Below are 25,917 nucleotides of genomic sequence, written 5' to 3' on the forward strand. Positions count from 1 at the left end.
GCGCCGGTCGGTCAGTCGTTCGGCGTGGCGGCGCGGCGGCGGCCGAACAGCATGGCCACCCCCATCGCCACGGCGACCAGCACGAGGCCGGCCGCGGCGAACGGCCACCACCCGGCGGCCGCACCGCGATCGCGCGGCCCGTCTGCGGTCACCGCGACCGGCTTGGGAGCCGGGGGTGACTGCGCCGCCCGGGCCTGCACCGTGGCGGTGGTCCTGCTCTGCAGCGGAGCGGGGGAGTTCACCGTCACCTTCCACGTGCCGGCGGACAGCAGCGGGCCGCTGCTGTAGAAACCCTGCCCCTCGGGCTGTGGCTCCAGCTGCACCGGCCCGACCCGCTGCCCGTCCGGGCCGGTGGCGGTGAGCACCAACCGCACCACCCGGTCCAGCCGGCGGCCATCGGGGTAGCTGGCCTGGATGGTGACCCCCTGAGCGCCGTCGCCGGCCACCGTCAGCTTGAGCTTGTCGGCCTGGGCGGCCGCCGGGGCAACGGAGAGCAGGGTCAGGACCAGCCCGGCGAACAGGGCGGCCACCACCTTGCGGATACCCGTCACGGACATCTCCTCACTACTGATGAGGGAGGCCCCTCCCCGACACCGTGGCGTCGGGAAGGGGCCTCGATCGGATCAGAGCTGGCGACCGGGTGCCAGCCGGGTTGCGTCGCCACCGAGCCGTCCGGTGCCCTTGACCGGTTCGCCATCGTTCGCCTTGACCCCGGCCTTACTGGCCGTGCCGCCGAGCCGAACGATCATGGCGTCGGCGTCCCGGATCAGGACGTCCCGAACCTCGGCCTCCGGCACCAGTGTGGCGTCGGCGGCGAGGGCCCGGAATGCGGTCAACTGCTTGATCGCCTTGTTGTCGTTGCCGGCCGCCTCGGCCTGCCGGGCCGCGTCGATCTTCGCCGTCAACTGCTTCTGCGCCTTGGCCGAGAGCCGCCCCGTCGCCTTGAACCGGTCCAGCAGGTTCTGCATGTCCCGGAACGAGGTGGTGACGAAGAACCGGACGTTCGAGGTCGTCGTGTTGCCGGCCTTGTCGGTCGCGGTGACGGTCAGCTCGTGCAGGCCGAGCGGCAGCTCGTACATGGCCTGCAGGGTGCCGCTGGCGTACGCCTTGCCGTCCAGCTGGCCGACCACCGTCGCGATACCCGAGGTCGGGTCGACGGCCTGCCAGGACACCCGGACGTCCTGGCTGTCCCCGTAGAGCTGGCCGTCGGCGATACCGGAGACCAGCAGCGTCGGCTTGGTGCCGTCGATCTTCAGGATCGCCGACTTGAGCGTCTCGGCGTTGCCCGCCTTGTCAGTCGAGCGGTACAGCAGCTCGTGCTGCCCGTCACCGGTCACCGCGACCGGCTCCGAGTACGGCGTCCACGCGCCGCCATCCAGCGACCACTCGACCGTCTTGATCCCGGAACCGGCGTCGGTCGAGGTCAGCACCACCGGGATCGTCCCGTTGTGCCAGCCCGCGTCGTTCGCCGGAGCGAACGTCGCAGTGGTGACCGGCGCGGTGGCGTCGATCTTGACCGAGACGGTCTTCGTCGACTCCACGTTGCCCGCCTGGTCCGTCGAGCGGAACCGCAGCTCGTGCTCGCCGTCCCCGCTGACCGTCACCGGAGCGGTGTAGTCGGTCCAGGTGGTGGCCCCGTCCAGCTGGTACGCCGTACCGGCCAGTCCGCTGCCGCCGGCCTCGTCGGCGGCGGTCAGGGTGACCGTCACCGGCCCGGTGTACCACCCCTCGGTGGGGGTGCCGGACACCGCCGCCGTCGTCACCGGAGCGGTCTCGTCGGTGACCACCTCGGTGCTGAGCCGGAAGTAGTCGAACGAGGCCGTCTTCGACGCCGTCTGGTTGGCGCCGAGGGTGAACAGGCCGACCTTCGGGGTGGCCCCGACCGCGCTGCTGGTCAACGTCTCCAGCGTGGTCCAGGTCGTCCCGTCGGCCGAGTACGACGCCGTGAAGGTGTCGCCGCTGCGGGCCAGCCGCAGGTGCCACACCGCCGAGGTGAGGCTTGTCGCCTCCGGCTGCGGGTTCTGGACGACGCCGCCGATCTCGCTGCGGAACTCGATCCGCCGCGTGACCGTCTGGCCGGCCTGGTTGTCCGCGATGAAGTCGAACTTCACGTAGTTGTCGTCGTCCGCCTGCACGAGCAGACCCGCCTGCTGGTACTGCTCGTTCAGCAGGCTGCCGTCGACCTTCGTCTCCAGGGTCCAGTCGCCCGAGGGCGCGGTCTGGAGGATGAAGTTCTTCGGCCCGGTGTTGTCGGTGCCGTAGATGTCACCGTTCGGCACGTCGATCCGCAACGCGCCACCGGTGACCCGGTAACCGTTCGGGTCCTCCCGCTGGATCGCGTCCCACCGGCACTTGTCCAGCGTGTCGCCGGTGAACTCGTCCGACGGGTCGACCGGGCCGGCCGGGGCGTCCGGCGTGACCACGAACGAGTCGAACGCGGCGTCCACGACAGGTGCCTCGGTGCCTCCGTTGAGCGCGAAGACCCCGATCCGCGGGTTGGTGATGCCGGCGAGCGCGGCCGAGCGGCCGACCGGGGTGAACGTCTGCCCGTCGCCCGAGACCGCGGCGGTCAGGTTCGTCCCGTCGCTGGTGATCCGCAGGTACACGGTGTCACCCGCCGGCGCGTTGGTGGCGTCCGCAGCGTCGTTGCGCGGCGTCGCGGCAGTCTCTCGGATGAACTCCACCCGACGGCTGCCGTTGTAGAGCAGGTCCACCTTGGCGTAGTTGTCGTCGTCGCCGTACACCAGCAGACCGGCCTGCTGGTAGTTGGCCGTCACCGGAAGCGTGACCTTGGTGGTCATCTCCCAGGCGCCGGTCGGCGCCGCCTGGAGCACCAGGTTGGTGGCGTCGTTGCGGGCGCCGTACAGGTCACCCACCGAGGTGGGCAGCTTCAGCGCCCCACCACTGAGGGAGTAGAGCTGGTTCTCCCGGACCACGCTGGTCCACCGGCCCTTGTCCAGGGTGTTGCCGTTGAAGTCGTCCGAACGCGCCCCGAAGCAGGACGTGTCCGGAGCATTCACCCGCACCGGCACCGTGGCGTACGACTTGGCGCCCTTGCTGTCGGTCACCGTGAGGGTGGCCGTGAAGGCTCCGACGCTCGTGTACGTGTGGCTGGCGTCCAGGGTGGACGCCGTGCCGCCGTCACCGAAGTCCCAGGCGTACGTCAGCGGGGTGTCGCCCTCGGCGTCGGTGGCCGTGCCGTCGAACGCGACGGTGACCGGCACGGTGCCGCTGGTCGGGGTCGCGGTGGCGGTGACCACCGGCGGCCCGTTCTCGGTGACGCCGCGGCCGACGAAGTCCATCCAGTTGACGTTGAACAGCGAGCCCGTCCCGCCGTTCGGATCGCGGGCCACGAAGTACAGCGAGCCGCTCGCGGCACCGGTGACCGGCGCGCTCACGTCCGTGTACGTCTGCCACGCCCCGGTCGACGGGACCGTGGCCGTGGCCACGACCGGCCCGTCCACCGCGCCCGCGTGGACCTCGATCCGACCGCCAGCGGCGGCCGAGGCGGCCCGGAACCGGATCTCGGTGATGTTCGTCAGGTCCGCCGGGACGACCGACCACCAGTCGCCGTCCTCGATGAACGCGATGCTCTGGCCGCCACCGGCGGTGTCGGCTCCGGCCTCCCGCTGCACGCCGGCGTCTCCGCCACCGGTGCTGCCCGGCACCCGGCCGGTGGCCGTAAAGTACTCGGCCTGCTTCTGCTTGGGCTGCAGGATCTCGATGTCCCGGCCGGTGAGCGCGCCCGCACCGCCGGCGCCACCATCGTCGGTGTAGGTGGCCTCGAAGACCGCGAAGACGTTCGCCTCGGCGCCGTGCCCGGAGGCGAGCGACGTCTGGACCGTGCCGGTGCAGCCGGTGTGCTGCTCCAGCGGGTGGGCGTGCTCGTCGTGACCGAGCAGCACCTGGAGGTTCACCCGGGCGCAGTCGATCTGCCCGTCCTCCGGGTCGGTCACCTTGACCGTGTAGCGGACCTGGTCACCCCAGTTGAAGAAGCCACCGTCCGGCGGGAACTCGATGCTCACCGTCGGCGCGGTGTTGCCCACGGTGACCGGAACGTTGGCCACCGCGGTACGGCCCTTCGGGTTCGTCACGGTGAGCTGGGCGGTGTAGTTGCCCGCCGTCGCGTACGTGTGCGTCGGGTTGGCCTCGGTGGAGGTCTGCCCGTCGCCGAAGGTCCAGGCGTAGGTGAGATCGCCGCCGTCCGGGTCCCGGGAGCCGGCGCTGGAGAAGGTGACGGTCAACGGCGCCGGCCCCGAGGTGGGGTTGGCGGACGCCGCGGCGATCGGTGCGCGGTCACCGGCGGTGTAGTCGATCCGGTAGATGCCGGAGTCGTCGTTGTTGCCGCCGAAGCCCGTACCCCACTCGATCAGGTAGAGCGCGCCGTCCGGGCCGAACTCGAAGTCCATCGGCCGGATCATCTTCATGCCGGTGAGCAGCTGGTTGATGTCCACCAACGACTTGCCGTCGGCGGTCATCTGCATCGTGTACATCTTGTTCTGGTTCCACTCGCCGAGCAGCGCCTTGCCGTCGTAGTAGGCCGGCCACTTGCGGGGGGAGTTGAGGTTGGCGTCGTACCGGTAGGCCGGGCCGCCCATCGGGGCGCCACCGCCACCGATCTCCGGGTACCGCGCGTCACCGGCGTAGCCGTAGTCGACGGTGGCCGGAACGACAGGCGGGAGGTTGGTCAGGCCCGTGTTGTTGGGCGAGTTGTTCACCGGCGCGGCGCAGTCGAACTTCGGCCCGCTCGGGCCGGACGGGAACGTGTAGTCGTTGTACGCCTCGTTCGTCCCGGTGCAGTACGGCCAGCCGTAGTTGCCGGGGGTCACGACGTTCCACTCGACCAGACCGCGGGGGCCCCGGTCCGGGTTGTTCGCGTTGGCGTCCGGCCCGTAGTCCCCGACGTACAGCGTGTCGGTCTTCGGGTCGGTGCCGATCCGGAACGGGTTGCGGAAGCCCATCGCGTAGATCTCGGGACGGGTCTTCGCGGTGCCCGGCGCGAAGAGGTTGCCGGTCGGAACGGTGTACGTCCCGTCGTCCTCGGGGTGGATCCGGATCACCTTGCCGCGCAGGTCGTTCGTGTTGGCGGAGGTGCGCTGCGAGTCGTAGTCCTGACGGCCCGGCCGCTCGTCGAGCGGGGCGTAGGCGTTCGACTCGAACGGGTTGGTGTTGTCACCGGTGGCCAGGTAGAGGTTGCCGGCGCTGTCGAACGTCATGCTGCCGCCCGCGTGGCAGCAGGTGTTGCGCTGGGTGTCGACCCGCAGCACCTGCTTCTCGCTCGCCGGGTCGATGGTGTCGCCGGTCACCGTGAACCGGGACAGCAGGTTGCGCGTGACGCCGTCGTTCGGGGCGTAGTAGAGATACACCCACTTGTTGGTGGCGAAGTCCGGGTCGAGCCGGATGCCGATGAGGCCGTCCTCGTTGCCGGTGAAGACGTCCAGGTCGACGGCGGTGACGGTGCTGCCGGTGTCGGGCTTGATGATCTGCACCCGGCCGTCGCGCTCGATGTAGAAGACCCGCCCGTCGGGCGCGATGTCCAGCTCCATCGGATTACTGGTGTTGCTGTCCAGGGTGATCTTCTCGAAGCTGGAGGTCTTCGAGGCGCCGCAGTCGGCGTCGATCACGCCGGCCGCGGTCTGGATGCCGCCGAGCAGGTGCTTGAGGAACTCGGGCTCGGCGTACGACTCGCGGGTGTGCCCGCCGCCCGTGTACCAGGAGCGGCCACCGTCGAAGTCCTGGCACCACGCAGTCGGGTGGTCGGCGCCCATCGCGCCGGCGCCCGGGGTGTAGCTCTTCTCGTCCAGGCTGGCCAGCACGTGCACGTCCGGCCGCGGGTTGGTCTGGAAGTTGTACCACTCGTCGAACCGGGACCAGCGGTCCGGCAGGTCGGCGGTGGACGGGTGGGCGTGGTCCTCCACCTTGACGGTGGCCTGCTGGTTCTGCGGGTGGTTGGCGAAGTACGCGCCGACCAGGTCGCCGTACCAGGCCCAGCTGTACTCGGTGTCGGAGGCGGCGTGGACACCGGCGTAACCGCCGCCGGCCCGCACGTAGCGCTCGAAGGCCGCCTGCTGGTCGGCGTCGAGGACGTCACCAGTGGTGGAGAGCCAGATCACGGCCTTGTACTTGGCGAGGTTGGCGTCGTTGAACGCGGCGCCGTCCTCGGTCGTGTCCACAGTGAACCCGTTGGCCGCGCCGAGCTGCTGGATGGCGGCGATGCCGGTGGGGATGGAGTCGTGCCGGAAGGCGGCGGTCTTGGAGAAGACCAGGACGGAATAGGGGTCGGCCGCTGCGGCCTTCGGTGCCTTCGGCACCGCCTGGGAGAGCGGAGCCGCGACCGGCACGTCTCGCGCGGGGATCTGCGCTGCGGCCGGAGCCGCCTGCGCCGGCGACCCGAGCAGGGTCGTCGAGGCTAGCGCGAGGGACAGCAGGGTAGCGGTGAGTGGTAAACGGGCACGACGAGAACGGGACACGCCGCCTCCAATGTCGCGGTGGACAGGAATCGCGGGGGCCGGCTGCCGAAGACCGTCCCGGATGGAGCCGGTGGGGACGCCGTGCCAGGGCGTCCACGCCGGCATTTTGTCGAATCGCTGAACAAATTAATTCTGGTGTATCGATGTCGGGCAAGATGCCGGCTGGTAACGGTTCTGCAACGGCGGGCGACATTCCGAACAGGACCGGAGAAAGTACCCCATCGATGGAGTGGCGTCCGGCCGGCGGCCAGTCCCTTGGCAGACCGGCGGAACTGTCGTACGGTGACACGCAAGTAACCCACGGGAGCCCGGTGTACCGGGCTGAGAGGGGGGCTGACAGCCCCCGACCGTTGAACCTGATCCGGGTAATGCCGGCGCAGGGAGGAGCGTTGCCGTGCCGTCCCTTGGACGACTGCATCTCGTCACCGACACCCGACCCGGGCGCGACCCACTCACCGTGGTCCGGGCCGCCCTCGCGGCGGCCCGCGCCGACCTCGTCGTACAGGTCCGGGTGGAGGACTCCGCCACCGACCGCGAGGCGTACGACCTGGCGGGCCGGGTGCTGGCGCTCTGCGCGCCGTACGGGGCGACCTGCCTGGTCAACGACCGGCTGCACGTGGCGCTCGCGGTGGGCGCCGCCGGTGGGCACGTCGGGGCCGACGACCTGCCGGTCGCCGCCGCCCGGCACGTGCTCGGCCCGACCGGCGTGCTCGGGGCCACCGCCCGCGCGCCCCGGACCGCGATCGAGGCGGTCGTCGCCGGCGCCACCTACCTGGGCGTCGGCCCGTGCCACACCACCAGCACGAAGACCGGTCTGCCGGATCCCATCGGGCCCTCGGGCGTCCGCGACGTCGCCGACGCCGTCGACGTGCCGGTCATTGCGATCGGCGGGGTGACCGCCGACCGGGTGCCCGCGTTGCGGGCCGCCGGGGCGTACGGGGTGGCGGTGGTCGGTGCGCTCTCCGCCGCCGCCGACCCCGCGCGGGCGACCGTCGACCTGCTGCGGGCGCTGGCGTGACGCGCACCGATCTGGCGGTGGTCGGTGCGGGCCCGATCGGACTGGCCATCGCGTGGCGCTGCGCCGTCCGGGGATTGCGCGTCGAGGTGCACGACCCCGCCTCCGGGTCGGGGGCGTCGGCAGTCGCCGCCGGCATGCTCTCCCCGGTCGCCGAGGCGTACTTCGGTGAGCGGCAGCTGACCGAGCTGCTGGTGGCGTCCGCCGCCCGCTGGCCCGGGTTCGCCGCGGAGCTGACCGAGGCGAGCGGCACCGAGATCGGCTACCGGACCGAGGGCACCCTGATGGTCGGGCTGACCGGCGACGACCTGGCCGAGGCACGCCGGCTCTGGGCGTACCAACAGGGGTTGGGTCTGCCGGTGACGCCGCTGCGCCCGAGCGAGCTGCGCGACAGCGAACCGGCGCTGGCCCCGCGGGTGCGCGGCGGCGCGCTCGCGCCCACCGACCACCAGGTCGATCCCCGGCTGCTGGTGCCGGCGCTGCGCACGGCCGCGCGGCGGGCCGGCGCGGTGCTGGTGCCGCAGCCGGTCCGGCGGCTGTCCGACGTGGACGCGGGGGTCACCGTGGTCGCCGCCGGCTGCGGGGCCGCCGCGCTCACCGGCCTGCCCGTGCGGCCGGTGAAGGGCCAGATCCTCCGGCTGCGCGCGCCCGGCGGCGTCGCACCGGGCTTCCGGCACGTGATCCGGGGGTACGCCGACGGCGAGCACGTCTACCTGGTGCCCCGCGCCGACGGTGAGGTGGTCCTCGGCGCGACGGTCGAGGAGCGGTCGGACACGACCGTCACCGCCGGCGCCGTGCAGCGGCTGCTGCGCGCCGGGGTCGACCTGCTGCCCGAGTTGACCGAGTACGACCTGGTCGAGGCGGTCGCCGGCCTGCGGCCCGGAACACCTGACAACGCGCCGATCCTCGGGCCGCTGCCCGGCCGGCCCGCCGTCCTGGCCGCCACCGGGCACCACCGGCACGGCATCGTGCTCACCCCGATCACCGCCGAGACGATCGCCGACCTGGTGACCACCGGCGTACCCGACCCGCTGCTCGCGCCCTTCGGCGCGGACCGGTTCGCCGTCGCGTCGACAGGTACCGGCGACGCGGTGCGGGCCGGCGCGGGCGACAGGAGCGGACCTGGACGAACGACCGAGGAGGACCGGTGGAGTTGACGGTGAACGGGGCCGGACGCAGCGTCCCCGGCGGCGCGTCGGTGGCCGACCTGGTCCGCGACGTCGCCCCGCACCAGCGTGGCGTCGCGGTAGCGGTCAACGGCGAGGTGGTGCCCCGGGCCGGCTGGCCGGGCACGGTGCTGCGCGACGGCGACCGCGTCGAGGTGCTGACCGCGGCGCAGGGCGGGTGAGTCGGATGTCGTTCGAACTGGGTGGGGTGGCCTTCACGTCCCGGCTGATCCTCGGCACCGGCGGCGCCGCGAACCTGCACGTGCTGGAACAGGCGATCCGGGCGTCCGGCACGGAGCTGGTCACGCTGGCGCTGCGCCGGGTGGACACCGCCCCGGGCACCGCCGGAGGGCTGCTCGACCTGCTGGACCGGTGCGGGGTACGGCTGCTGCCGAACACCGCCGGCTGCCACACCGCCACCGAGGCGGTGAAGGTCGCCCGGCTGGCCCGCGACGCGTTCGACACCGACTGGGTCAAGCTGGAGGTGATCGGCGACGAGCGGACGCTGCTGCCCGACGGCGTGGAACTGCTCCGCGCCGCCGAGGAACTGGTCGCCGACGGCTTCACCGTGCTGCCGTACACCACTGACGACCCGGTGCTCGCCCGCCGCCTCGCCGACGTGGGCTGCGCCGCGGTGATGCCGGCCGGCTCCCCGATCGGTTCCGGGCTCGGCATCGGCAACCCGCACCACATCCGGCTGATCCGCCAGAGCGTGGACGTACCCGTGATCCTGGACGCCGGCATCGGCACGGCGTCCGACGCGGCCCTGGCCATGGAGCTGGGCTGCGACGCGGTCCTGCTGGCCAGCGCGGTGACCCGGGCCGCCGACCCGGTGGCGATGGCCACGGCGATGCGGTACGCGGTCGAGGCGGGCCGCCTGGCCGCCGGTGCGGGCCGCATCGCCCGCCGCTTCCACGCCCTCGCGTCCACTCCGGACGAGGGAAGACCGGACCTGTGACAGGCGTCCTGCCGTCGGGGGTCGTCCTGTTGACCGATCGGCTGGTCGCCAGGGGCGGTCTCGAACGGGTCGTGGCGGGGGCCGTCGCTCAGGGAGTGCGGTGGGTCGTACTGCGGGAGAAGGACCTACCCCGCGCCGAGCGCGCCGCTCTCGCGGTCGACCTGCGCGCGATCCTCGCCGACGCCGGCGGGACCCTCGTCGTGGCCGGCCCCGACCCGCTCGGCGGCGACGCCGTCCACCTGCCCGCCGCCGGCCCGTACCCGCCGCCGGCCCTGCCGCTGGTCGGCCGCTCCTGCCACAGCGTGCCCGAGCTGAACCGCCTGACCACCGAGCACTACGCCACCGTCTCCCCGGTCTGGCCCACCAGCACCAAACCCGGCTACGGCCCACCCCTGCAGGTGGATGGCCTGCGGAAGCTGATCGAGGCCAGCCCGGTGCCCGTCCTGGCCCTCGGGGGAGTGGAGACACCGGAACAGGTAACCGCCTGCGTCGAGGCCGGAGCCGCCGGAGTGGCAGTGCTGGGCGCACTGATGCGAGCAGAGGATCCCAGAGTGGCGGCTCAACTGCTGACCAGCGCTTTTCAAGAGGCGGTCACCCCTGAGCTGTTTCAAGCCGGCGCGGAGGCACCCAGGTCCCCCCGGTCAGGGCTGCGGCCGACCGTGCCCACGCAGGGATCAAGCCTGACCGCCCGGAGTGGGCACGGTCGGCCGCAGCCCCAAACCGCAACCAAAGAGGCAACATGAACCCGACCACCACACTCACCATCGCCGGCTCCGACTCCGGCGGCGGCGCCGGCATCCAGGCCGACCTCAAGGTCTTCGCGGCGCTCGGGGCGTACGGCACCAGCGTCCTCACGGCGGTCACCGCGCAGAACACCCGAGGTGTCGACGCCGTCCTGCCGCTGCCGCCGCGCACGGTCGCGGAGCAGCTGGACAGCGTGCTCGCCGACTTCACCGTGGGCGCGGTCAAGACGGGAATGCTCGGCACACCCGCCGTCGCCGACGTCGTGGCCGAGGCCGCCCGGGACGGCCGGCTGCCGCAGCTCGTCGTCGATCCGGTGCTGGTCGCCACGAGCGGCCACCGGCTCGGCGTGGTGGGTGCGGTGGAGCGGCTGCTCCCGTACGCCCGGGTGGCGACGCCGAACTGCGCGGAGGCCGCGGCCATCACCGGAAGCGCAGTGGACGACCTGGCCGGGATGATCGTCGCCGCCCAGGCCCTCGCCGCCGGCGGCCCGGAGCACGTCGTCGTCACCGGCGGTGACCTGGGCGGAGACGAAGCGGTCGACGTGCTGCACGGGGGCGGCGTCACGACAGTGCTGCGTGGGCCACGGGTGGACACCCGGCACACCCACGGCACCGGGTGCTCGTTCTCGGCGGCGATCGCCGTGCGGCTCGCGCTGGGCGATCCGGTGCCGGCGGCGGTGGGGGCCGCCAAGGAGTACGTGCTCCGCGCGCTGACCGGCGCGCGGGGTTGGGAGCTGGGCGCGGGGCGCGGGCCGCTGGATCACTTCGGCTGGTCCGCCTGATCACCAGGGAGGTTGTCATGCAGGCACGAGGCAAGGTGTACGTCGAGGGGTCACGGCCGGATGTGCGGGTGCCGTTCGCCGAGGTGGCGCTGACCGGCGACCATCCGCCGGTGCGGCTCTACGACACGTCCGGCCCGGGATCCGACCCGGCGGTGGGGTTGCCCGCGTTGCGGGGCCCGTGGATCGCCGAGCGGGGTGACGTGGCGCCGGTACGAGGCGCGGGTACGCCGCTCGCCGGTGTGGACGGACGTCGTCCGACGCAGTTCGCGTACGCGCGGGCCGGTGTGGTGACGCCGGAGATGGAGTTCGTGGCGATCCGGGAGAACGTCGACCCGGAACTCGTACGGGCCGAGATCGCCGCCGGCCGGGCGGTGCTGCCGCTCAACGTCAACCACCCGGAGTGCGAGCCGGCGATCATCGGCAAGGCTTTCCTGGTCAAGGTGAACGCCAACATCGGTACGTCGGCGGTCAGCTCGTCGGTGGCCGAGGAGGTGGAGAAGCTGACCTGGGCCACCCGTTGGGGCGCCGACACCGTGATGGACCTGTCCACGGGTAAGCGGATCCACGAGACCCGGGAGGCGATCGTGCGGAACTCGCCGGTGCCGATCGGCACGGTGCCGATCTACCAGGCCCTGGAGAAGGTCGGCGGCGACCCGGTCAAGCTGAGTTGGGAGGTCTTCCGGGAGACCGTGATCGAGCAGGCCGAGCAGGGCGTGGACTACATGACTGTGCACGCCGGGGTGCTGCTGCCGTACGTGCCGCTGGCCGTGGACCGGGTCACCGGGATCGTCTCCCGGGGCGGCTCGATCATGGCGGCGTGGTGCCTGGCGCACCACGAGGAGAACTTCCTCTACACGAACTTCGCCGAGCTGTGCGCGATCCTGGCGCGCTACGACGTGACGTTCTCGCTCGGCGACGGGCTGCGGCCCGGCTCGATCGCCGACGCCAACGACGAGGCGCAGTTCGCCGAGCTGCGCACCCTCGGCGAGCTGACGAAAATCGCCTGGGAGCACGACGTGCAGGTGATGATCGAGGGCCCGGGCCACGTGCCCATGCACAAGATCAAGGAGAACGTGGACCTCCAGCAGGAGTGGTGCCACGAGGCGCCCTTCTACACGCTCGGCCCGCTGACCACCGACATCGCGCCCGCCTACGACCACGTCACCTCGGCGATCGGCGCCGCCATGATCGGCATGTTCGGCACCGCCATGCTCTGCTACGTCACCCCGAAGGAGCACCTCGGCCTGCCCGACCGCGACGACGTGAAGGCGGGCGTGATCGCGTACAAGATCGCGGCCCACGCGGCGGACCTGGCCAAGGGGCACCCGGGCGCGCAGGCGTGGGACGACGCGCTGTCCAAGGCGCGGTTCGAGTTCCGCTGGGAGGACCAGTTCAACCTCTCGCTGGACCCGGAGACGGCGCGGTCGTACCACGACGCGACGCTGCCCGCCGAGCCCGCGAAGACGGCGCACTTCTGCTCGATGTGCGGCCCGAAGTTCTGCTCGATGAAGATCACGCAAGAGCTCAAGGAGTACGCGGCCCGCGGCATGAAGGACAAGTCGGCGGAGTTCGTCTCCGGCGGCGGGAAGGTCTATCTGCCGCTCGCCTGACCGGGCCGGCATGATCGACTCGGGTTCACTGAAATCGGGGTGTCCCAGCGCGGTGGACAGCCCGGATTCAGCGAACCCGAGTCGATCATCCTGGGTCGGCGTACCGACCTGACGTCAGGCGGTCAGTCGCGGTGGTGACGGCCGGTGGAGCGCAGCGAACGACGCCCGTTCTCCTGCTCCGGCTCGTTGTCCGCGATCGGCTTGCCGAGCCCGGCGACCCAGTCGACGAACTCCTCGTCCTGCGTGGCCAGCGGCTCCGTCGCATCCGCCGCGGACCGCTTCTCCTCGTCGGCCCGGGCCCGGTTGCGCCGGAACAGGCCACCGAGCCGTCCCCGCCGGGAGGGCTGCTCCGCGTCGTCGATGGACGTCGGCACGGCCCGCCGGGCGTCGCTGTCCGGCCCGTCACTGCCGGCGGTGCCGGACGCGTCACTGCCGGCGGTGCCGGACGTGCCGCCCTGCCCGGGTATGCCCGGGCCGGTCGACGGCGGCGCGACAGATCCCGCCGACGTGGGCGTACCGGTAGCCTCGCCGGCCCGGCCGCGCCTGCCGACGGCCCGGTCCGTCGTGCCGCCGCGCTGGTCCGTCGTGCCGCCGGGCTGGTCTGTCGTGCTGTTGGCCTGGCCCGTGGTGCTGGCAGCGCGGCCTGTCGGCAGGCCCCCGTCGAGCGTGGCGGCGGTCGGGCCGTCCTGGTCCGGGATGCTGGCGGTCGGGCTGCCCTGGCCGGGTGCGCCGGCGCTCTGGTCGGCCGTGCTGGTGGTCCGGTCCGACGCGGCGGTGCGTCGAGTGGTGTTGAAGGCGTCCCAGGTGCTGGCGCGGCTCAAATCCGGCAGCGGCGCCCGGTGCCGGAAGCGGGGCGTCCAGTCGGTCGACTCCTCCGCCGGGACGGGAGCATCCGAAGCGGACGGTTCGGGGTCGGCCGTCCCCGGTGCGGCGGTCCACGCCGAGGTGACCGGCCAGGCCGGTGCCGTCGGGGTCCACCGGTCGGCCTCCGGGCCGTCGGCGGTCGCCTCGCCGAACAACGAAGCGCCGCCGTCACCCTGCGCCGCGGACCGTTCGGCGCGACCCGTCGCGGACTCCTCAACGGGTGCGGGATCCCCAACCGGGGCGGTGGTGACCGTCGAATCGGTGCCGGCGGCCCGGTCGCGCCGGCTCTCTCCACCGGTCCCGTCGGTCTGCTCCCGCGAACCCTTTCCGCCGGTCAGACTCGCCTGGGCGGGCTCGATGTCGCCGGGCAGGGGAGCGTCCCGGTCGGGCCGGGGAGCGTCCTGGTCGGGCACGGGAGCAGCGTGGTCGACCGGCCCTGCGGAGTCGGTGCCGCTCACGTCGGTGGCCTTGCCGGACCGGGCCGGCCGCCTGGTACGCCCACCTGTCGACCCAGCGGCTGCCGCCGTGTCCTCGGCGGTCGTGCCCGGAGTGACCTCGGTCGGGGTGGACTTCGGCTTGCGCGTACGACGCGGCTTGGGTGCGGGTGCGTCGGCCGTGCCGTCGCCCGCGCTGCCCGCGCTCGGCGTGGCCGCGTTGCCCGCGCTCGGGGTTCCCGCGCTCGGGGTGGTCGCGTTGCTCGCGCTCGGGGTTCCCGCGCTCGTCGTGGCTGCGTTGCCCGCGACCGGCGTGGCCGCGTTGTCCGCGCTCGGCGTGCCCGCGTTGCCGGCGACCGTCGTGCCTGCGCCGTCCGCGACCGGCGTGGCTGCGTTGCCCGCGCTCGGCGTGCCTGCGTCGTCCGCCCTCGGTGTGCCCGTGACCGGCGGGACCGGGATGGCCGGGTCGCTGGTCGTCGTGTCGTCGCTGCTTCGCTCGTCCCCGGCGGTCGTGGCCGTCGTCGTCTTCCCGGTCGGGTCGTCGGCGTCCGCGCGGGGCGTCGGGCCGGCAGCCCCTGTGTCGCCGACCGCAGCGGTGGACGCCGGGACGGCGGGCATCGGGACGGCGACGCCGGTGGCGTCCCCGTCCCGGCCCGACGGGGTCGACTGTCGCCCGGCGGTGAACTCGCCGGTCGGGTCGGTCAGCCACGAGGCGGGGGCCGGCGGGTTGGTCGCGCGGTCGTGCTGCCCGCCCGTGGGAGGCGCGTCCTGGTTCGGGGTGCCCGCCGTCGCCGCGTCCGGGGTGGTGTCGGCGTGCTGGCGGCGGCCAACCGGTCGGGGCGCCGGCCCCGGGGGCGTCGCGTCGGCGGGGACGGTGCCGTGCTGGCCGCTCGCCGTGGTCGCCGGCCAGTCCCAGTGGGCGGGGACGGTGCGTACGCCTGCGGTGTCGTCGGCGGCGCGCGGACCCGGACCGGTGGTCGCCAGGTCCCCACCGCTGGGGGTCGCGTCGTCGGCCGGACCCGTCGACCTCGCCGCTTCGGCGCCCGGCAGGGACGGGCCGGCGGGCAGCGGGCGCAGGATGTCGGTCGGCGCGATCGCCTGGGGATCGGCGGTACGGGCGCCGATGGGCCAGCGCAGCAGTGCCGCGGCCGCGGCACCGAGGGCGCCGGCGAGGATCGCGATCAGCGCGCCGTAGTAGGGGGTGGTCTGGTAGCGGTCCACCGCGTCGCCGGGGCCAGCGGTCAGGTACGCGAATGCCACAAGCACCGGACCGGCCACCCCGGTCGCCCCGCTCACCAGCGGAACCTGGCCGCGCCAGCGGGCCAACCCGGCGGTGGCGGCGCCCGCGAGCAGCGCAACCACTGGCAGCAGGAGCAGCGCCAGACGCTGCGCGGCGGCGTCGTTCAGCCAGTTCGGTTCGAGGACGCCGAGTCGGACCGTGGGCAGCGGGCCGGCCGTGCCGAGCGACGGCAGGACGGAGATCAGCGCCAGCAGCCAGACCGCCCCGGCCACGGCCGCCATGTTCCAGCCCAGTTCGGGTCGGAACAGCACGGCGACGGCCGCGCCCGCTCCGATGACCGCCCCGAGGATGGCGCAGATGCCGACCGCCCAGACCGGGTCCACCGAGATCAACTCGGCGGCTCGGGCGGGCTGCATGCAGAGCGGGGCCACGGCGGTGGCGCCGAGGGCGGCCGCGCCGCCGATGGCCAGTTGCCGGCCGGTGCTGGCCGCCGGGGTGTCCCGGCGGGCCAGACGACCGGTCAGGACGGCGCCGGCGACAGCGGCGTTCGCGGCGAACCAGCCCACCCAGACGAGCTGGGCGGGCCACTGGTTGACGGTCGTGCCGGTGAAGGCACCGGTGAGTCGGACGATGCCGAAGCCGTACGCGACGCCGAGCTGGCCGGCTCCGGCCAGCACGCTCACCCCGAGCGCCGTGAGCAGTAGTCTGCCCCAGGTCCGAAAGGCCATGTCCGGCACGTTACGCACCTGGTACACCGGATCGCCACCGGCACGCCGCGCGGCGCGGCGAGGCACGCCCGGCGGGTCTACTTGAGTTCGACCAGTCGGGCCAGGTATGTCGTGTCCCCGACATTGGTGAGCATGTGTACCGCACCCGGGTCCCGGTAGACGACCCCGCCGGTGGGCTCGTCGGCGTCGATCCGGGTGCCGTCGATGGTCTGTACGACGTTCTTCGCGCCCTGGATCGCCACCACCAGGTAGGGGTGGTCGTGCCGGTGCAGGGGCTGCCGCTCGCCCGGTTCGAGGCGGATGTGCCAGACCCGGACCCGGTCGTTCTCGTACACGACCTCCTGGCCCACCGGCCCGAGTTCGGTGCCGTCGGTCACGTCCGTCATCGTCCACCGTCCAGTTGGGGGAGCACCTCGGCGGCGATCAGCTCGAGGTGGTCGAGGTCGTCGAGGTCGGTCATGCGCAGGTGCACCCGGGTGGCGCCGATCTCGGCGAACTCGCCGATCCGCTCCACGAGCTGCGCGGGCGAGCCGACCACCGGGTCCTCCGGCGGCAGCGCGCTCTTCTCGTGCAGTGGCGCGGCCCGCCGGGCGGCCTCCGCGTCGGTGCGGCCGATGGCCACCACGATCCCGGCCGAGAGGACCAGCGGGGCCCGGCCGGCCTCGGCCCGACCCACGCGGTCGCACGCCTCCCGAACGCGGTCGTACGCCCCGGCGGTCTCGGCCACGGACTTGAACGGCATGTTGAACTCGTCGGCGTAGCGGGCCGCCAGTTCGGGGGTGCGCTTCGGGCCGCGCCCGCCCACGATGATCGGCGGGCCGGGCACCTGCACCGGTTTCGGCAGCGCGGGCGCGTCCACCAGCCGGTAGTGGTCGCCGGTGAAGCTGTACGTCTCGCCCACCGGGGTGGCCCACAGCCCGGTGATCACCTCAAGCTGCTCGGCGAGCCGGTCGAAGCGCTCGCCGACGGCCGGGAACGGGATGCCGTACGAGATGTGTTCGCGCTCGTACCAGCCGGCGCCGATGCCGAGGTCGACCCGACCGCCACTCATCTGATCGACCTGGGCGACCAGCACGGCGAGAGGGCCGGGCAGCCGGAAGGTCGCCGACGTGACAAGGGTGCCGAGCCGGATCCGCTGGGTCTCGCGGGCCAGCGCGGCGAGGGTCAGCCAGGCGTCCGTCGGGCCGGGCAGGCCCGGGTCGGCGCCCATCGACTGGTAGTGGTCGGCGCGGAGGAAACCCTCGTAGCCGCCGGCCTCGACCAGCCGGGCGAACCGGAGCTGGGTGTCGTAGTCGGCGCCGCGGTGGGGCTCGGTGAAGACCGACACCCGCATGTTCATCGTCCCTCCACGCCGGCGGCGGCCGGCTGGTCGCGTTCCATCAACAGCTCGTGCAGGTCGGCGCTGACCCGGGCGACGTCGGCGAGATGGGCGTTGCGGCCCAGGGTGCGGGGTCGGGGGATGGCCACCTCGACCACCTTGCGGATCCGGCCGGGACGGGGGCTCAGCACCACCACCCGGTCGGCGAGCAGCACCGCCTCGTCGATCGAGTGGGTGACGAAGACGATGCTCGGCTTGTTCTCCATGTGCACGCGCTGGAGTTCGCCGGAGAGTTCCTCGCGGGTGAGCGCGTCGAGCGCGGAGAACGGCTCGTCCATCAGCATCACCCGGGGTTCGCCGATGAGCGACCGGCACAGCGACACCCGCTGCTGCATGCCACCGGAGAGTTCGTGCGGCAGCCGCTTCTCGAACCCGGAAAGCCCGGCCACGTCGAGCAGTTGCCGGGCCCGTTCGCGGTGCTTGGCGCGGCTCCAGCCGAAGATCTCCACCGGCAGCAGGACGTTGTCCAGCACGCTGCGCCACGGCAGGAGCGCCGGCTTCTGGAAGAGCATGGCGATGTCGCGGCGGGGCCGGGTGATCGGCGTACCGGCCACGGTGATCTCGCCGGAGGTCAGCGGGAGCAGCCCGGCGATCAGCCGCAGCAGGGTGGACTTCCCGCAGCCGGAGCGCCCGAGCACGGCCACGAACTCGCCCTCGGCCACGTCGAGGTCGATGCCGCGAAGGGCTTCGACCCGGCCGGATCGGCCCTCGAAGGTACGCGACACCCCGGACAGTCGGATCATCTGCGGCGTACCTCCGCTGAGTGGACGGTCAGGAATCCGACAAAGGCTAGCTGCCCCGTTGACATCTCGCACCGTCCGGGGTGGTCGTCATGTTGTATCCGTTCCGCAACCCGATACGCCTGGCGTCGCAACTGTGGGTTTCTCGTACGCTGTGCCCGCGAAGAGTCCCCTCACGATGGCGGTGCCCGGCTTCTACCCCTCCCGCCGGTACCGTCGCGACAACCCCCTCCGGTGGCCTGCGGCCCCGGTCGGAAAGGACATGGTGCACTGATGAGAAGGCTGACCCGTACGGTCGCTGCGGCCGCGCTGGCCACCGCCCTTGCCCTTGTTTCCGCCTGCAGCAGCGGGTCGGACTCGTCCGACGACGCCAAGGGCGGCAAGGACGGAGAGCTGACGAAGGTGACGTACCTCACCTCCTTCGGCAACTTCGGCCGTGACTCCTACGCCTGGGTGGCGAAGGACAAGGGCTTCTTCAAGGAGGCCGGCTTCGACGTCGACATCAAGGCCGGTCAGGGCACCGGTGGCGTGATCCAGACCGTCGTCGGTGGCCAGGCGGACTTCGGACCGATCGACCTCACCGGTGGTCTGCTCCAGCTCGGCAACGGACAGGCCAAGGACTTCACGGCGGTGGCCGCGATCCAGCAGCGCACGATGGCCGGCATCGCCACCGTCGAGGGCAAGAACATCAACTCGCCCAAGGACCTGGAGGGCAAGAAGCTCGCCGACACCCCCGGCTCCGTGGTCCGCAACCTGTTCCCGACGTACGCCCGGCTCGCCGGTGTGGACGCCAGCAAGGTGACCTGGGTCAACGGTGAGGCCCAGGCGCTGATCGGCACCCTGGCCAGTGGGTCGGTGGACGGCATCGGCCAGTTCGTCGTCGGCCAGCCGACGATCGAGGCGGTGGCCAAGAAGAAGGCAGTCATGCTGCCGTACAGCAACGTGATGCAGGACCTCTACGGCAACGTGCTGATCACCTCCTCGAAGATCGCCAAGGAGAAGCCGGAGATGGTGAAGAAGTTCACCGCGGCGCTGCTCAAGGGCCTGGAGTACAGCCTGGCGAACTCCAAGGAGGCCGGCGAGATCCTGAAGAAGAACGTCGACGCCGCCAACCCGGCCGCCGCCGCCGCCGAGCTGGACCTGATGGCCGCGTACGTGCGTTCCGGCAACTCCGGCACCGCGATCGGCACGTTGGACAGCGGCCGGGTCGCGAAGAGCATCGCGATCCTGCAGGGCGCGGGCGCGCTCAAGCAGAACATCACCCCCGAGCAGATCATCGACTTCAGCCTCGCGCCGAAGGCCTGATCGTCCGGTCGTCACCAGGGGGTACGTCCCACCGGATCCGGTGGGACGTACCCCCGTCGCTCGTCGGTCCCCGCGGCCGGCGAATTACGAGGAGGACAAGATGACCGACGTCCGCTCAGCCGAGTCGGCGGTGACGGTGCCCCCACCCCCGGGCACCGGACCGGAGGCACGTCGGGCGGGTCGGGGCGCCGGCCTGCGCGCGGGGACCGGGGCGGCGCTGCTGCCCGCGGCCGGTCTCGTGGTCGCCCTGGCCGCCTGGTGGCTGATCGCCCGGCTGGAACTGGTCCACCCGGCCGCCCTGCCGCCGCCGGGGGACGTGCTCAGCGCGTTCGTCGACAAGCCCGCCCAGATGCTGGAGCACACCGGGACCACCCTGCTGGAGATCCTGATCGGCTTCGTCCTGTCAGCCGCCGCGGGTGTCCTGATCGGACTGTCCCTGGCCAGCTCGCACACTGTCGAGCGGATGTTCACCCCGCTGCTGGTCGCGGTGAACGCCGTGCCGAAGATCACCCTCGGGCCACTGCTGGTGGTGGCGCTGGGCTGGGGCCAGAAGCCGATCCTGACCATGGTGTTCCTGCTCTGCTTCTTCCCCATCGTGCTGTCCACCGCGACGGGGTTGACCACCACGCCGGCCGACCTGGCCGAGCTGGTGCGGTCGTGGAACGCCTCCCGCTGGCAGGCGTTCCGCAAGGTGCGGTTCCCGGCGGCGCTGCCACAGATCTTCGTCGGGCTCAAGGTGGCCATGCCGCTGGCGGCCATCGGCGCGGTGATCGGTGAGTTCCAGGCCGGGGAGAGCGGCCTGGGCTACGTGATCACCCAGTACGCGGGCGTCGGCGACACCGCCACCGCCTGGGCGGCGATCATGCTCGTGGCGCTGGTCAGCATCCTGCTCTACTCCGCGCTCGTGCTCATCGAGCGGTTCGCGCTGCCCTGGGTACGGGAAACCACCAGCAGCCGCTGACCCCAAAGGCAAGACAAGACCAACAAGGAAACACGAAGGGCCGGCCCCGACAAGGAGGCCGGCCCTTTGCAGTAACCGTGACGCGGGAGGGTTGTGGCCTACCGTGCCCGGCGGAGGGATCAAGCCTGACGGCCCGGAGCCGGGGACGGTAGGCCACAACCCCAACGCCGAGCACGATGCACCAGGCACCGGCGGGCCCGAGCGTTACCCCGCCAGACGCCAGCGCCCGTTGCGGGCGACAAGCGTGGTGAGCGCCTGCGGCATGAGGCCGGAGTGGTTGTCGGGCGTCATGCGGATCGGGCCGGAGAGGCCGTCGATCTGGGACGTCTCCAGCACGTCGCGGATGCCGTCCCGGTCGACCTTCCCGGCCGGGCCGCCGGCCCGCAGTTCGGCGTCGGCGATCAGTTGGATCGCGTCGGCGGCGAAGGACGAGGACCCGTTGTAGCCGCCGAAGCGGGCCGTGTAGTCCTGGAACCACTGCCGCCGGGCCGCCTTCGCCGGAGTGGTGGCGATCACGTCGTCGATCACCATGGTCTGGGTGAAGATCAGCGTGGCTCGCTCGGTGGCTCGGGCCGCAGTGCCGAGGAAGAGATCGCCGGCCGCTCCCGCGTCGAAGAACAGCGACCCCCGGAACGCGGCCTGTTGGGCGCTTGTCGCGGCCAGCGCGGCCTGCTCCGGCGGGGTCCAGACGACAAGTGCGTCGGGCTTGAGCTTGGTGAGCTTGGTGACCTGCTGGCCGACCTCGGTGTCGGTGGTCTTCACCGACTCCTCACCGGCGACCTTGATGCTGGCCTTGGTCAGTTCGCGGCGTAGCGCGAGCACGCCCTCCCGGCCGTAGTCGTCGTTGCTGGCGAGCAGGCCCACCTTGCGGACGTTCTTGCGCCGCAGTTCGGTGGTGAGCGCCGCGGCGCTGTCCGCCGCGTTCGGACCGAGTTTGAACACGTAGCGCCGCTCGGCGACCGGGCTGGCGATCGCTCCGGAAGCGGCGAGCGCAATGGTGGGAATCCGCTTGTCGTTGATGACGCCGACCGCGCCGACCGCGCATTCGTTACAGCCGCCCATGACGATGGCGCTGACTTGGGAATCACTGCTGAAGTCGGCGATGTTGCGCAGTGACTCGGCGGCGTCGGAACGGTTGTCCTTGACCTTCAGATCGATCTTCCGGCCGTTGAGTGCTCCGGAGGAGTTCAACTGCTCGACCTTGAGTTTCAGGGCCCGCTGGTATGTCTGACCGATCGGGGCCGCAGCCCCGGAGAGTTCGAGATCGGCAGCGATCACGATCGGACTCGTGTCCTGCTCCGTTCCACCGAACTGGCAGCCGGTGAGCGTGGTGGCCACTACGGCCGATGCGAGCGCCGCGATGGTCGCGGAGCGGATGGGGCTCAACTCAGTCCTCCAGGTGCGGGCGCGGGCGCTGCCCGGTCACCGCCGCTAATCCGTCCTCAGTGGAGGACGGGATCTCCTCTGCCGTACGGTGTGCGCGAAGCCTGCAAAACCTTGCCAATGGCCGGCGCTGTGGTCAAGCGCGGACCCCGGTTGCATTTTCGGGACGGCCATCCCACATGCTGGGGTAACGCAATGTTTGCAAAAGCTCACTTTGCATACACGCGTGACCACTCTGGAGTTACATGCCCTGTTCAGGGGCTTGCGGAAATGAAGGTATCAGTTGACCGGATCACGGGTTCCGCGCCGTCCGACCGTTTCCTGCCTCACTGCGGCTTCCCAAACACGATCTTCTCTGATGAAATCGCGGCCGTGCCGCGCGTGGTCCCCTCCGCCCACGGCACGGTTCGGCGGGCCAGGCGGGGAAGAAACGACGGAGGCGATGTCGTGAGCACCGGACCGACGACCCTGCCCGCGCTCGGCGAGAATGCTCGTCGTACGCGCCGGCGCCTGCCGAGGCTGCGGGACGCCCGGATCCGGTCCAAGCTGGCGCTGATTCTGGTCGTTCCGGTGGCCGCCGTCATCGCGCTGGCCACCGTCCGGCTCATCTCGGTGGGCGAGGGCGCCTACGACGCCACCCGGGCCCGGTCCCTCACCGCGCTCTCCATCGACGTCAGCGCGCTCACCCAGGATCTCCAGGCCGAGCGGATGGCCGCCGCGGCCTACCTGGCCGCTCCCCGACAGTCCGCCGACGCGTACAACCTGCGGGTGCGCGAGACGCAGCAGCGCGTGGACCAGTACAACGCCGAGCGGGGCCGCATCGGCGACGTGCCGGCGGCGCTGCGGGACCGGCTGGCGGCTATCGACGACCACCTGTCCACCCTGGACGGCACCCGCCAGGAGGTGCTGGACCGCCGGCAGGATGACGCCATGGCGGTCGCCGAGGCGGTTCTGCGCTACGGCGTCATCCTCACCGACCTGGTCGCCTACGGCGACGGGCTGGCCCAGCTGCCCGGCGAGGAGAGCCTGTCGGACAGCCGCCGTGCGGTCGCCGCGTTCGCCCGCGCCAAGGCGGCCGTCGCCGAGGAGGAGGCGGTCGCCTTCACGGCGCTGACCGCCGGCCAGCTCGACCCGGAGCAGTTCTCCTCCTTCGTGGCCACGCTGACCAGCCAGCAGGAGTCCCTGGTCGCCTTCTCGCTCGCCGCTGACCCGGTGCAGCGGGCCCTCGTCGACAGCACCGTCTCCGGCGACGCCGTCGGCCTCTCCGACCGGGTCGCCACGGACATCACCCGCTCCGTCGGGCAGCGCCCGCTGGTCACCGCGCAGGACGCCACCGCCGCCATCGGCGCGGTCAACGACCTGATGCGCTGGGCCGAGGTTCAACTGCAGAACCGGCTGCTCGACCAGGCCGACCAGGCGCGTTCGGACGTCATCCGGCAGGCCGTGGTCGAGTCGATCCTGGTGCTGCTCACCCTGATCATCGCGGTGTCGCTGGCCGTGGTGCTGGCCCGGTCGCTGAACCACTCGCTGCGCCGACTGCGCGAGGGCGCGCTCTCGGTGGCCAACCACGACCTGCCGGACGCCGTGCAGCGCCTGCAGAACATGGGCAGCGTGGGCGACGGTGGCGTGGACGAGATCGTCCGCCAGGTCCGCGACCCGATCCAGCTGAACAGCCGGGACGAGGTCGGTCAGGTGGCGTTGGCCTTCAACGTCGTCCACCGGGAGGCGGTGCGGGTCGCCGCCGAGCAGGCAGCACTGCGCACCAGCGTCTCGGCGATGTTCCTCAACCTGGCCCGCCGTAGTCAGACCCTGGTCGACCGGATGATCGGCGAGCTGGACGCGATCGAGCGCGGCGAGGAGGACCCGAAGCGGCTGGCCCAGCTCTTCGAGTTGGACCACCTGGCCACCCGAATGCGCCGCAACGACGAGAACCTGCTGGTCCTCGCCGGCGCCGACTCGGCCGTACCGCGCCGCGACGACGCGCTGGTCGTGGACGTGCTGCGCGCCGCGCAGTCCGAGGTGGAGCTCTACAACCGCATCGAGTTCGGCACCGTCGACACCGACATCTCGGTTGCCGCGCACGCCGTCAACGACGTCGTACGCCTCGTCGCCGAGCTGCTGGACAACGCCACCCGGTTCTCGCCGCCGAACACGACCGTCGTCGCCGACGGTCGCCGCATCCGCGACTACGTCCTGATCCAGATCGAGGACCGCGGGCTCGGCCTCACCGACGAGCAGCTCGATTCGCTCAACCGCCGGCTGGCCGCCCCGCCGAGCGTGGACGTCGCCGCGTTCCGGCTGATGGGTCTGGCAGTGGTGAGCCGGCTCGCCTCCCGCTACGGCATCCGGGTGGAGCTGCGCCGCAACGTGGAGGGCGGCACCGTCGCCCAGGTGACGCTGCCCGCCGCCACCGTGGTCCTGCCGAGCAACCGGGGCCGCGAGCAGGTGCTCACCCGTCCGCGCCAGCCGATGGCTGTCGAGCAGACGCCGCTCACCCCGGTCAACCACGCCGAGTCGTACGCCGGGGCCAGCACCGCGGCGGCGACGCTGCCCGACCAGTGGCGGACCAACGCCCCGACGCCCGAGCAGTGGCAGTCTCCGGTCGACGCGCGGGACACCGCCCCGGCCGTGCAGGCCGGCGGCTACACCGGGGCCCGCCCGACGGTGCCGCCCGCCACCGCGCCGGCCACCCCGGTCCCGCCCGCCCGGCCGGCGTACAGCAACGGTGGGGGCACCTCGGTGGGCAGCCCGACCGTGGCGTACCCGACCATCGGCGCGCTGCCCCGACGCGGCTCGACGGCCGACACCACTGACGCTCGGAGCGCGCCGGGGCTGCCCGTCGGGCCGGTCGCCGGTCCCGGAGCGGTCGCCCCGCCCGCGACGCCGGCCCCGCCCGTGCAGCCCGCCGCGCCGGCCACGCCGCCGGCGCCCGCCGCACCGGTCAGCACCCGGCCGGAGTTCCCGGCCGAGGCGCCGATCTTCCGGGAGATGGAGGCGGTCTGGTTCCGGTCGCACGGCGACGACGCCACCGCGATCTTCACCCGGCCCCAGTTCGACACACCGCCCGCGCCCGCCGACGCCGGCCCGCGGGCGGCCAACGGCGGTCAAGCGGCCACCGCGTCGGCGCCGGCGGCCGCGCCGGCCCGACCGCCACTGCCCACCCGCACCCCGGGCAGTTCCGAGGGCACGGGAGCGCAGAGCGTGGGAAGCATGGACGGATTCGGTGGTGCGAGCACCGGTCGTGGCGGTGCGAGCACCGGCGGTCGTGGGGCCTCGACGCCGAAACCGCCGCCGTCGTACACCCCGCCGCCGGCCGCCCGGACGGCGCCGGCAGCGGCCCCGGCCCCCGCTGCCCCGCCGAGCACGCCCCCGCCGGCCACGGACCCGGACGCCTGGCGGACGGCGGCCGACGAGGGCTGGTCGCTGGCCAGCCGGGCCGCCGAGCCGGCCGCCGCCGGCACCACCCGCTCGGGTCTGCCCAAGCGGGTGCCGCAGGCGCAGCTCGTGCCGGGTGGCATCGAACCGAAGGGTGGCCGGGACCGCAGCCGGCGGACCCCCGATGAAGTACGCGGCCTGTTGTCGGCCTACCACCGCGGCGTGCAGCGTGGTCGGACGGCCGGCACGGACCTGAACAGCACCTCGACCAAGGAGAGCCGATGAACAGGCCAGCTGCCATGCAGGACATGGGTTGGCTGCTCACCAACTTCGCCGACAGCGTGGCGGGTATCGCCCACGTGGTGGCGGTGTCCGCCGACGGGCTGCTGCTCGCGTCCTCCCGGGACCTGCCGGGGGACCGGGCGGACCAGCTCGCCGCGATCACCTCCGGTGTGGTGAGCCTGACCGAGGGCGCGGCCCGGATGTTCAGCGCGGGCGGGGTGTTGCAGACAGTCATCGAGATGGACAGCGGATACCTCTTCCTCATGTCGATCAGCGACGGCTCGTCGATGGCCGTGCTGGCCGCGCGGAGCTGCGACGTGGGCCAGGTGGGCTACGAGATGGCACTGCTGGTGGAGCGGGTCGGCGCCGCGCTGGTGCCGCTGCCGAGGGACGCGGTGCGTTCGTAGCGCCGGAAGACCCGGCGCGGACCGCGCGCCGGAACAGGGATGGGAGGCGGTGTGGGCCGGCTCCGCTGGGGACGAG

At 72.4% G+C, this 25,917-nt stretch carries 18 protein-coding genes and 1 riboswitch; of the genes, 11 read left to right on the plus strand and 7 right to left on the minus strand.

Annotated features, from left to right (window positions below):
* Positions 1-11 precede the first annotated feature (11 nt).
* Together AB0B39_RS15145 and AB0B39_RS15150 are read right to left on the minus strand one after the other, a co-directional pair.
* On the minus strand, positions 12-551 hold the full coding sequence (locus AB0B39_RS15145) for a hypothetical protein (protein WP_357574582.1): 540 nt from the start codon (positions 549-551) through the stop codon (positions 12-14).
* A 72-nt stretch (positions 552-623) separates the two neighbouring features.
* Positions 624-6,311 (minus strand): ThuA domain-containing protein, encoded by a 5,688-nt coding sequence (locus AB0B39_RS15150; RefSeq protein ID WP_357574583.1) that lies wholly within the window; start codon positions 6,309-6,311, stop codon positions 624-626.
* A 449-nt stretch (positions 6,312-6,760) separates the two neighbouring features.
* Positions 6,761-6,870, plus strand: a riboswitch (TPP riboswitch).
* Between AB0B39_RS15150 and thiE the strand changes: the two genes are divergently transcribed.
* The 7 genes from thiE (at position 6,865) to thiC (ending at position 12,744) form a co-directional block, all read left to right on the plus strand.
* Positions 6,865-7,488 (plus strand): thiamine phosphate synthase, encoded by a 624-nt coding sequence (gene thiE / locus AB0B39_RS15155; protein WP_357574584.1) that lies wholly within the window; start codon positions 6,865-6,867, stop codon positions 7,486-7,488. (Overlaps the previous riboswitch by 6 nt.)
* Entirely contained in the window at positions 7,485-8,642 is a 1,158-nt protein-coding gene (gene thiO / locus AB0B39_RS15160) for a glycine oxidase ThiO (protein ID WP_357494472.1), read from the plus strand. The genes thiE and thiO overlap by 4 nt, the downstream gene beginning before the upstream one ends.
* The gene (gene thiS, locus AB0B39_RS15165; RefSeq protein ID WP_234583421.1) at positions 8,633-8,833 is read left to right on the plus strand and encodes a sulfur carrier protein ThiS; all 201 of its coding nucleotides are present in this window, start codon (positions 8,633-8,635) and stop codon (positions 8,831-8,833) included. The genes thiO and thiS overlap by 10 nt, the downstream gene beginning before the upstream one ends.
* Positions 8,830-9,609, plus strand: coding sequence for a thiazole synthase (locus AB0B39_RS15170; protein WP_357574585.1), 780 nt, complete (start codon positions 8,830-8,832; stop codon positions 9,607-9,609). Before thiS ends, AB0B39_RS15170 begins: the two co-directional genes overlap by 4 nt.
* Entirely contained in the window at positions 9,606-10,352 is a 747-nt protein-coding gene (locus AB0B39_RS15175) for a thiamine phosphate synthase (RefSeq protein ID WP_357574586.1), read from the plus strand. Before AB0B39_RS15170 ends, AB0B39_RS15175 begins: the two co-directional genes overlap by 4 nt.
* The gene (gene thiD, locus AB0B39_RS15180; RefSeq protein WP_357574587.1) at positions 10,349-11,134 is read left to right on the plus strand and encodes a bifunctional hydroxymethylpyrimidine kinase/phosphomethylpyrimidine kinase; all 786 of its coding nucleotides are present in this window, start codon (positions 10,349-10,351) and stop codon (positions 11,132-11,134) included. The genes AB0B39_RS15175 and thiD overlap by 4 nt, the downstream gene beginning before the upstream one ends.
* Before the next feature lie 17 nt (positions 11,135-11,151).
* Complete coding sequence (gene thiC / locus AB0B39_RS15185) at positions 11,152-12,744, plus strand: phosphomethylpyrimidine synthase ThiC (protein WP_357574588.1); 1,593 nt, start codon at positions 11,152-11,154, stop codon at positions 12,742-12,744.
* 122 nt (positions 12,745-12,866) lie between these two features.
* Here the strand turns inward: thiC and AB0B39_RS15190 are convergent, their stop codons facing one another.
* From AB0B39_RS15190 to AB0B39_RS15205, 4 genes are all read right to left on the minus strand, one after another.
* Positions 12,867-16,010 carry a hypothetical protein gene (locus AB0B39_RS15190; RefSeq protein ID WP_357574589.1) on the minus strand — a complete coding sequence of 1,048 codons (3,144 nt, stop codon included), beginning with the start codon at positions 16,008-16,010 and terminating at the stop codon, positions 12,867-12,869.
* A gap of 77 nt (positions 16,011-16,087) precedes the next feature.
* Positions 16,088-16,396, minus strand: a complete 309-nt coding sequence (locus AB0B39_RS15195; protein WP_357574590.1) for a cupin — start codon at positions 16,394-16,396, stop codon at positions 16,088-16,090.
* The gene (locus AB0B39_RS15200; RefSeq protein ID WP_357574734.1) at positions 16,393-17,343 is read right to left on the minus strand and encodes an LLM class F420-dependent oxidoreductase; all 951 of its coding nucleotides are present in this window, start codon (positions 17,341-17,343) and stop codon (positions 16,393-16,395) included. The genes AB0B39_RS15195 and AB0B39_RS15200 overlap by 4 nt, the downstream gene beginning before the upstream one ends.
* 2 nt (positions 17,344-17,345) lie before the next feature.
* A complete protein-coding gene (locus AB0B39_RS15205) occupies positions 17,346-18,131 on the minus strand; it encodes an ABC transporter ATP-binding protein (RefSeq protein WP_234583414.1) in 786 nt (261 codons plus the stop codon).
* 270 nt (positions 18,132-18,401) lie between these two features.
* Here AB0B39_RS15205 and AB0B39_RS15210 point away from each other — a divergent pair, with 270 nt between their 5' ends.
* Positions 18,402-19,433, plus strand: coding sequence for an ABC transporter substrate-binding protein (locus AB0B39_RS15210; RefSeq protein WP_234583413.1), 1,032 nt, complete (start codon positions 18,402-18,404; stop codon positions 19,431-19,433).
* 100 nt (positions 19,434-19,533) lie between these two features.
* The gene (locus AB0B39_RS15215; RefSeq protein ID WP_357494461.1) at positions 19,534-20,394 is read left to right on the plus strand and encodes an ABC transporter permease; all 861 of its coding nucleotides are present in this window, start codon (positions 19,534-19,536) and stop codon (positions 20,392-20,394) included.
* Positions 20,395-20,598: 204 nt separating this feature from the next.
* Here the strand turns inward: AB0B39_RS15215 and AB0B39_RS15220 are convergent, their stop codons facing one another.
* Positions 20,599-21,780 (minus strand): ABC transporter substrate-binding protein, encoded by a 1,182-nt coding sequence (locus AB0B39_RS15220; RefSeq protein ID WP_357574591.1) that lies wholly within the window; start codon positions 21,778-21,780, stop codon positions 20,599-20,601.
* 444 nt (positions 21,781-22,224) lie between these two features.
* Here AB0B39_RS15220 and AB0B39_RS15225 point away from each other — a divergent pair, with 444 nt between their 5' ends.
* Together AB0B39_RS15225 and AB0B39_RS15230 are read left to right on the plus strand one after the other, a co-directional pair.
* Positions 22,225-25,437 carry a nitrate- and nitrite sensing domain-containing protein gene (locus tag AB0B39_RS15225; protein WP_357574592.1) on the plus strand — a complete coding sequence of 1,071 codons (3,213 nt, stop codon included), beginning with the start codon at positions 22,225-22,227 and terminating at the stop codon, positions 25,435-25,437.
* The gene (locus tag AB0B39_RS15230) at positions 25,434-25,841 is read left to right on the plus strand and encodes a roadblock/LC7 domain-containing protein (RefSeq protein ID WP_007465177.1); all 408 of its coding nucleotides are present in this window, start codon (positions 25,434-25,436) and stop codon (positions 25,839-25,841) included. The genes AB0B39_RS15225 and AB0B39_RS15230 overlap by 4 nt, the downstream gene beginning before the upstream one ends.
* Positions 25,842-25,917: the final 76 nt, after the last annotated feature.

The organism is Micromonospora sp. NPDC049114 (assembly GCF_040648635.1).
Lineage (GTDB): Bacteria > Actinomycetota > Actinomycetes > Mycobacteriales > Micromonosporaceae > Micromonospora.

What these genes read in the sequence shown, in the direction of transcription:
- thiD (WP_357574587.1), top strand. Translation starts at nt 10,349, where the DNA reads ATGAACCCGACCACCACACTCACCATCGCCGGCTCCGACTCCGGCGGC.
- thiC (WP_357574588.1), top strand. Translation starts at nt 11,152, where the DNA reads ATGCAGGCACGAGGCAAGGTGTACGTCGAGGGGTCACGGCCGGATGTG.
- AB0B39_RS15190 (WP_357574589.1), bottom strand. Translation starts at nt 16,010, where the DNA reads ATGGCCTTTCGGACCTGGGGCAGACTACTGCTCACGGCGCTCGGGGTG.
- AB0B39_RS15195 (WP_357574590.1), bottom strand. Translation starts at nt 16,396, where the DNA reads ATGACGGACGTGACCGACGGCACCGAACTCGGGCCGGTGGGCCAGGAG.
- AB0B39_RS15200 (WP_357574734.1), bottom strand. Translation starts at nt 17,343, where the DNA reads ATGCGGGTGTCGGTCTTCACCGAGCCCCACCGCGGCGCCGACTACGAC.
- AB0B39_RS15205 (WP_234583414.1), bottom strand. Translation starts at nt 18,131, where the DNA reads ATGATCCGACTGTCCGGGGTGTCGCGTACCTTCGAGGGCCGATCCGGC.
- AB0B39_RS15210 (WP_234583413.1), top strand. Translation starts at nt 18,402, where the DNA reads ATGAGAAGGCTGACCCGTACGGTCGCTGCGGCCGCGCTGGCCACCGCC.
- AB0B39_RS15215 (WP_357494461.1), top strand. Translation starts at nt 19,534, where the DNA reads ATGACCGACGTCCGCTCAGCCGAGTCGGCGGTGACGGTGCCCCCACCC.
- AB0B39_RS15230 (WP_007465177.1), top strand. Translation starts at nt 25,434, where the DNA reads ATGAACAGGCCAGCTGCCATGCAGGACATGGGTTGGCTGCTCACCAAC.